Source organism: Streptomyces sp. 5-10 (assembly GCF_014712245.1).
In the GTDB taxonomy this organism is placed as follows: Bacteria; Actinomycetota; Actinomycetes; order Streptomycetales; family Streptomycetaceae; genus Streptomyces; species Streptomyces violaceusniger.
In genome coordinates, this window is sequence record NZ_JACVYG010000123.1 from 1 (window position 1) to 8249 (window position 8249).

The window sequence follows — 8249 nt, forward strand, 5'->3', positions numbered from 1 at the left end:
CTCCAGCAGCAGCCGCTGCTGCGGGTCCATCGCCATGGCCTCGCGCGGGTTGATGCCGAAGAAGTCGGGGTCGAACTCGCCCGCGTCGTAGAGGAATCCGCCCTCGATGGTGGCGCTGGTGCCCGCCTGCTCGGGGTCGTCGCCCAGCAGCCCCTCCAGCCGCCAGCCGCGGTCGGTCGGGAAGCCGGAGATGGCGTCCACCGAGCCGGTGACCAGCTGCCACAGCTCCTCGGGGCTGGTGACCCCGCCGGGGTAGCGGCAGCTCATGCCGACGATGGCGATGGGCTCGTCGTCGGCGACGGCCACGGTGGCGGCCGGGGCCGCGGCGGCCTCGTCGGCCTGGTCGCCGAGGATCTCGGTGCGCAGGAAGCCGGCCAGCGCGGTCGGCGTCGGGTAGTCGAAGACGAGGGTGGCCGGGAGCCGTACGCCCGTGACGGCGCCGAGGCGGTTGCGCAGCTCGACGGCGGTGAGCGAGTCGAAGCCCAGCTCCTTGAAGGCGCGTGACGAGCCGACGGCCTCCGGGCCCGCGTAGCCGAGGACGGCGGCCACCTGACCGCAGACGACCTCCAGCAGCAGCCGGTCGCGCTCGGGGACGGACAGCCCGAGGAGCCGGTCGGCGAGCCCGCCGGGGGCCGCGCCGCCGCCCGCCTCGACCACCCGGCGGCCGGGGGCCCGCACCAGGCCGCGCAGCAGCGCGGGGACCATGCTGGCGTCGGCGTGGCGCAGCGGCGCCAGGTCCAGGTGCATGGGGACGAGCGTGGGGTCGCCCACGGCGAGGGCGGTGTCCAGGAGGGCCAGGCCCTCCTCGGAGGAGAGTGCGGCCACTCCGGCGCGGCTGATGCGCTGGATGTCGGTGTCGTCCAGGTCGCCGGTCATGCCGCTGCGCTCGGCCCACAGGCCCCAGGCGAGGGCGGTGGCGGGCAGGCCCTGGGCGCGGCGCCGGTGGGCGAGGGCGTCCAGGAAGGCGTTGGCGGCCGCGTAGTTGGCCTGGCCGGGGCCGCCGAGGGTGCCGGCGGCGGCGGAGAACAGCACGAACGCGGACAGGTCGAGGTCGCGGGTGAGCTCGTGCAGGTGCCACGCGGCGTCCACCTTGGACGGCAGGACGCGGTCGACGCGCTCGGCGGTCAGCGAGCCGATGACGCCGTCGTCGAGCACACCGGCGGTGTGCACCACGGCGGTCAGCGGGTGTGCGGCCGGGACGGCGGCCAGCACCTCGGCGAGGGCGTCGCGGTCGGCCACGTCGCAGGCGGCGAGGGTGACCTCGGCGCCCGACGTGCGCAGCTCGGCCACGAGTTCGGCGGCGCCGTTGGCGGCTCCCCCGCGCCTGCTGAGCAGCAGCAGGTGGCGTATGCCGTGCTCGGCCACCAGATGGCGGGCGACCAGCCCGCCGAGGGTGCCGGTGGCGCCGGTGACCAGGGCGGTGCCCTCGGGGTCGAGGGCGGGGGCGGTCCGCTCGGCGGCGGAGGCGACCTTGGCCAGCCGCGGTACGACCACGGTCCCGGCGCGGATCGCGAACTGCGATTCGCCGGTGGCCAGGGCGGCGGACAGCGCCCGGTGGGACTCGTCGGTGCCGTCGAGGTCGGCCAGGACGAAGCGGTCCGGGTTCTCGGACTGCGCGGAGCGCAGCAGGCCCCACAGCGGGGCGTGGGCCAGGTCCTCGGTGTCGGCGTCCGTCGAGGTGGCGACGGCGCCACGGGTGGCGATCACCAGCCGGGAGCCCTCGAAGCGGGCGTCGGCGAGCCAGCCCTGGACCAGCTCCAGCGCGCGGTGCAGGGCCTCGCGCACGGCGGTCTCGACGGGGAGCCCGGCGTCAAGCCCGGTGTCGCCCGCGAAGAACGGGGCGACGACGGCCTGGGGCACCGGGGCCCCGGCGTCCACGGCCGCGCCGAGCGCGGCCAGGTCGGCGTACCCGGCGGCGGTGGGCAGGGCGAGGGCGAGCTCGGGGTGCTCGGCGCCACCACCGTGGTGGCCCAGCACCGCCCACTGCCCGGCCACGACGGTGGTGTTGGCGGGGACCGGCGCGGGGGTCCACTCGACGCGGAACAGCGCCTCGTGGAAGGCGCCGCGCGCGGCGTGCACCTGGTCGGGCGAGACGGGGCGCAGCAGCAGCGAGTCGACGGAGGCGACGGGCGCGCCGCTCTCGTCCGTCACCAGCACGGCCACCGCGTCCTGTCCGGCGGGCGAGAGCCGGACGCGCAGGGTAGCGGCGCCCACGGCGTGCAGCCGGACGCCGCTCCAGGAGAAGGGGAGGCGGCCGTGTTCGGTGTCCTCCAGGAGGGAGCCGATGCCCACGGCGTGCAGGGCCGCGTCCAGCAGCGCCGGGTGCAGCCCGAACAGCTCGGCCTCGGCGCGGGCGCTCTCGGGCAGCCGCACCTCGGCGTACACCTGGTCGCCGTGTTGCCACGCGCCCTGGAGTCCCTGGAAGACCGGGCCGTAGGCGAATCCGGTCTCGGCGAGCCAGTCGTAGAGGCCGTCCACGGGGACTTCGGTGGCACCGGCCGGGGGCCACGCGGTGAGGGTGTCGTCGGGGGTGGTGGCCCCGGCGGCGAGCACACCGGTGGCGTGGCGGGTCCACTCGCCCTCGCCCCAGGTGCCGTCGGCGGCCTCCTCCAGGCGCGAGTGCAGGGTCAGCGAGCGGCGGCCGGTCTCGTCCCGGGCGCCCACGGACACCTGGAGCTGGACGCCGCCCTGCGGGGGCAGGACCAGCGGGGCCTCGAGGGTGAGCTCCTCCAGGACGTCCGCGCCCACGTGGTCACCGGCGCGGATGGCCAGCTCCACGAAGGCGGTGCCGGGCAGCAGCACGGTGTCCATGACGGCGTGGTCGGCCAGCCACGGGTGGGTCTGGAGGGACAGCCGTCCGGTGAAGAGGAATCCGGCGCCGTCGGCGAGCGACACGGCGGCGCCGAGCAGCGGATGGTCGGCGGAGCCGAGCCCGGCGGCGGTGACGTCACCGGTCCACGGGCCGGGCGGCTCGGGCCAGTACAGCTCGCGCTGGAAGGCGTAGGTGGGCAGTTCGACGCGGCGGGCGCCGGAGCCCTCGAAGAACGCGGCCCAGTCGACGGCCACGCCGTGGACATGGGCGCGGGCGAGGGCGCCGGCCAGGGAGGTGGCCTCGGGGCGGTCGGCGCGCAGCACGGGCACGAACACGGCGCCGTCACCGGTGACGCAGTCCTGCGCCATGGCGGAGAGCACCCCGTCGGGGCCCAGCTCCACGTACGTGGCGACGTCGTACTCCTCGAGCCGGCGGATGCCGTCGGTGAAGCGGACCGCCTCGCGGACGTGCCGGACCCAGTAGTCGGGTGAGCAGATCTCGTCGGTGGAGACCGAACCGCCGGTGAGGTTGGAGATGATGGGGATGACCGGCGGGGCGTACGTCACCTGCCGTGCGACCTCGCGGAAGGCGTCCAGCATGCCGTCCATGCGCGGTGAGTGGAACGCGTGGCTCACGGTGAGCCGCTTGGTTTTGCGGCCCCGCGCCTCGAAACCGGACGCGATCTCCAGCGCCGCGTCCTCATCACCCGCGATGACCACCGACGTCGGCCCGTTGAGCGCGGCGCTCGACACCCGCTCGGTCAGCAGCGGCGCCACCTCGTCCTCGGACGCCTGGATCGCGATCATCGCGCCACCGGCGGGCAGTTCCTCCATCAGCCGGCCGCGCGCGGCCACCAGCTTCGCGGCGTCGGCGAGCGAGAGCACGCCCGCCACATGCGCGGCGGCCAGTTCGCCGATGGAGTGGCCGACGAGGAAGTCGGGCTTGACGCCCCACGTCTCCAGCAGCCGGAACAGCGCCACTTCGAGGGCGAACAGCGCGGGCTGGGTGTAGCCGGTGCGGTCCAGCGACCCGCTGTCGTCGCCGAACATCACCTCGCGCAGCGGCCGCTGGAGGTGCTGGTCGAGCTCGGCGCACACCTCGTCCAGGGCGCGGGCGAAGGCGGGGACGGCCTCGTACAGCTCACGGCCCATCCCGGCGCGCTGGCTGCCCTGGCCGGTGAAGAGGAACGCGACCTTGCCCTCGGCGACCTCGCCCCGGACGACGCCGCCACTGGGGGCGTCCTCGGCGAGTGCGGCCAGTCCGCGCAGCAGTTCCTCGCGGCCGCCCTCGCCCGCGAGGACCACGGCCCGGTGGTCCAGCGCGGCGCGGGTGGTGGCCAGCGAGTGGGCCAGGTCCACCAGGCCGAGGCCCGGGTCGTCCTGCACTCGGGCGGTGAGCCGCTCGGCCTGGGCGCGCAGCGCCGGTGCGCTCTGCGCGGACACCAGCAGCGGCAGCTGCCCGCCGATGCCGGTCCACTCCGAGGGCGCGGTGTCATCGCCACCGGGGGTCTCGCGGTCCTCGGCGGGCGCCTGCTCGATGACGGTGTGCGCGTTGGTGCCGCTCACACCGAAGGAGGAGATGCCCGCGCGGCGCGGCTGGCCGGTCTCCGGCCACGGGATGTTCTCGGTGAGCAGGGAGACGGCGCCCGCGTCCCAGTCCACGTCCCGGGAGGGCGCGTCGACGTGCAGGGTCCTGGGCAGCACACCGTGCTCGATGGCCTTGACCATCTTGATGATTCCGGCGACACCGGCGGCGGCCTGGGTGTGCCCGAAGTTGGACTTGATCGAGCCGAGCCACAGCGGGCGGCCCTCGGCCCGGTTCTGCCCGTACGTGGCGAGCAGGGCCTGCGCCTCGATGGGGTCGCCGAGGCTGGTGCCGGTGCCGTGTGCCTCGACGGCGTCCACCTGGGCCGGGGTGAGCCGGGCGTCGGTGAGCGCCTGGCGGATGACGCGCTGCTGGGACGGGCCGTTGGGCGCGGTCAGGCCGTTGGAGGCGCCGTCCTGGTTGATGGCCGAGCCCCGGACGATGGCCAGCACCTTGTGGCCGTGTCGGCGCGCGTCCGACAGCCGCTCGACGAGCAGCATGCCGACGCCCTCGCCCCAGCCGGTGCCGTCCGCGCCGTCCGCGAACGCCTTGCAGCGGCCGTCGNCCGTCCGCGAACGCCTTGCAGCGGCCGTCGGGCGCGAGGCCGCGCTGGCGGCTGAAGTTGATGAACGCACGCGGGCTGTTCATCACCGTGACACCGCCGGTGAGCGCCAGCGAGCACTCGCCACTTCGCAGCGACTGGATGGCCAGGTGGAGCGCCACCAGCGACGCCGAGCACGCGGTGTCGACGGTGAGCGCGGGGCCCTCCAGGCCGAAGGTGTAGGAGATCCGGCCGGAGATGACACTGGCGGCGTTGCCGGTGAGCAGATACTGCTCGACGCCCTGCGGCAGCGTGTGCATCAGCTCCGGGTAGTCCTGGCCGTTGGTGCCGACGAAGACACCGGCCTTGGCTCCGCGGAGCGTGGCCGGGTCGATCCCGGCCCGCTCGAACGCCTCCCAGGACGTCTCCAGCAGCAGCCGCTGCTGCGGGTCCATGCCGAGGGTTTCGCGCGGGCTGATCCCGAAGAACGCGGCGTCGAACTCGCCCGCGCCGTCGAGGAACCCGCCCTTGTCGGTGTAGCTGGTGCCCTGCTCGTCGGGGTCGTCGGCGAAGAGCGAGTCGACGTCCCAGCCACGGTCCGTGGGGAAGTCCGCGATGGCGTCACCGCCCGCGGCCACGAGCTCCCACAGCTCCTCCGGAGACGTGACGCCTCCGGGGAACCGGCAGCTCATGCCGACGATCGCGATCGGCTCAGGCTCCTGCGACTCGACCTCGCGAAGACGCTGCCGCGTCTGGTGCAGATCGGCAGTTACCCGCTTGAGGTAGTCGAGGATCTTGTCCTGATCCGCCATTGGAGTCTCACCCATGCTTCTCGTCACAAACCTTGCGCCCGCGGACCCATCGATCCTTAGATTCCGAGTTCCTTGTCGATGAAGGCGAAGACCTCGTCGGGCGTCGCCTCCTGCAACTTCTCCGTCACAGTGCCGCCGTCGCCGTCGGCCGCCTCGGCATCGGCCGTACGGGGCTCCGCCCACTTCGCCGCGAGGTCCCGCAGCCGGGCCGCGATGTCGTCCCGTGCCGCGCTGTCGGGGTCCAGGACGGACAGCGCGGACTCCAGCGCGTCGAGCTCCGCGAGCCCGGGCGCCGCGGCCGTGCCGCCGTCGCCCACGATCCGGCCGCACAGGAACTCGGCGAGCGCCGCCGGGGTCGGGTAGTCGAAGACCAGCGTGGCGGGCAGCTTCTGCCCGGTGGCGGCGGTCAGCCGGTTGCGCAGCTCCAGTGCGATGAGCGAGTCGAAGCCCAGCTCCTTGAACGCCCGCCCGGCGCCGACCTCGTCGGTCGAGGGGTGGCCGAGCGCGGCGGCCGCGCTCGACCGCACGACCTCGAGGACGACCAGCGACTGCTCGGCCCGGGAGATCCCGGCCAGCCGCTCGCGCAGCGCGTCCGCCGGGGACCCGTCGGAGGCCGCGCCGGGCTCACCGGCCGGGCCGCCGGTCTCCCGCAGCCGCTTGACCTCCGGCAGCTCGCCGATGAGCGGGCTGGGGCGGACCGCCGTGTAGCCGTGGGCGAAGCGGTCCCACTGGATGTCGGCGACGGCCACGACCGTGTCCGCGTGGTCCAGGGCCCGCTGGAGCGCCGTGATCGCGGCGTGCGGGGCCATCGCCGGGACACCGCCCCGGTCCAGCCGCTCGCCGATGGCGCCGTCGGCGGCCAGACCCGTCTCGCCCCAGCGGCCCCAGGCCACCGAGGTGGCGGGCAGGCCCGCCGCGCGGCGCCGCTCGGCCAGCGCGTCGAGATAGGCGTTGGCCGCCGCGTAGTTGCCCTGTCCGGCGTCGCCGAGGATGCCCGCGATACCGGAGAACAGGACGAACGCGGACAGGTCCAGATCGCGGGTCAGCTCGTCCAGATGGCGCGCCGCGTCGGCCTTGGGGCCGAGGACGGTGGCGAACCGCTCCGGGGTGAGCGCGTCCAGGACGCCGTCGTCCAGGACGCCCGCGGCGTGCATGACCGCCGTGAGCGGCCGGTCGGCCGGGATGGCGGCGAGCAGCGTCTCGACGGCCTTGCGGTCGGCCACGTCGCACGCGGCGACGGTGACCTCGGCGCCCAGCTCGATCAGCTCCTCCCGCAGTTCGGCAGCGCCCGGGGCGTCCAGGCCGCGGCGGCTGGTGAGCACCAGGTGCTCGGCGCCACCTGCGGCCAGCCAGCGCGCCACATGCGCGCCCAGCGCGCCCGTACCGCCGGTGACCAGCGTGGTACCGGACGGCTTCCACGACCGTACGGCGGGCGCGCCGGCCAGCGGGGCGTGGGCGAGCCTGCGGGCGAACACCCCGGCCGCGCGCACCGCGAGCTGGTCCTCGCCGTCGGCCCCGGCGAGCACCCCGGCGAGCCGGGCCAGCGCCCGCTCGTCGGGCGCCCCGGGCAGGTCCACCAGACCGCCCCAGCGCTCCGGGTACTCCAGGGCGGCGGTCCGGCCGAGCCCCCAGACGAGCGCCTGCTCGGGGGATTCCACCTGGTCCGCCTGGCCGACGGCGACCGCGCCCCGGGTGGCGCACCACAGCGGCGCGTCCACCCCGGCGTCGCCGAGTGCCTGGATCAGCACGGCGGTACCGACCAGCCCGGCGCTGACACCGTCGGTGCCGGGCGCGGTGCCCGTGTCGAAGGCGAGCAGCGACAGCACACCCGAGACGGCTCCGGCGTCGGCCAGCTCCTCGCGCACCAGGCGGGTCAGCGACGCGCGGTCCGACTCCACGGCGGCCGGGGTGATCTGCCGCACCTCGGCGCCGCGTTCGGTGAGCATCCGCACCGCGCCGAGCGTCCAGTCGTCGATGGCGGCGGACTCGGGCACGGCCAGCAGCCAGGTCCCGGACAGCCGGGGCGCCTGTGCCTCGGTCAGGGAGGTCCAGGTCACGCGGTAGCGCCAGCCGTCCACCGTGGACTGCTCGCGGGCCTGCTTGTGCCACGACGCCAGGGCGGGCAGGACGGCGCCGAGCGAGGACCGCTCGCCGTCGTCCTCGAACGCGAGGGTGTCGGCCAGCGACTCCAGGTCCTCGCGCTCGACGGCCTCCCAGAAGCGGGCGTCCACGGCGTCGGACGGCGCGCCCGACGCGTCGGCTGGGGCGTCGGCCGCCCGCGGCCAGTAGCTCTGGTGCTGGAAGGCGTACGTGGGCAGCTCGACGCGGACCGCGCCCGTCCCCTCGTACACCGCCGCCCAGTCCACGGCCACACCGCGCGTCCACGCCTCGCCCAGCGAGATGTAGAAGCGGTCCAGGCCGCCCTCGTCACGGCGCAGCGACCCGATCGCGGCGGCCTCCCGGCCCGCGTCCTCGGCCGTCTCCTGCACACCCATCGTCA

Annotated in this window: 2 protein-coding genes and 1 pseudogene; all 3 read right to left on the minus strand. The window is 75.3% G+C overall.

Going from position 1 to position 8249, the window contains the following annotated elements:
- A partial coding sequence (locus IEJ02_RS47180) for a type I polyketide synthase (protein WP_498067138.1) occupies positions 1-5031 on the minus strand: 5031 nt, incomplete at its 3' end.
- Positions 5021-5764, minus strand: a pseudogene (locus IEJ02_RS51530) (beta-ketoacyl synthase N-terminal-like domain-containing protein); the annotation flags it as partial. The gene IEJ02_RS47180 and the pseudogene IEJ02_RS51530, both read right to left, overlap by 11 nt.
- A gap of 41 nt (positions 5765-5805) precedes the next feature.
- On the minus strand, positions 5806-8249 hold a 2444-nt coding region (locus IEJ02_RS47185), incomplete at its 5' end, for an SDR family NAD(P)-dependent oxidoreductase (RefSeq protein ID WP_191070415.1).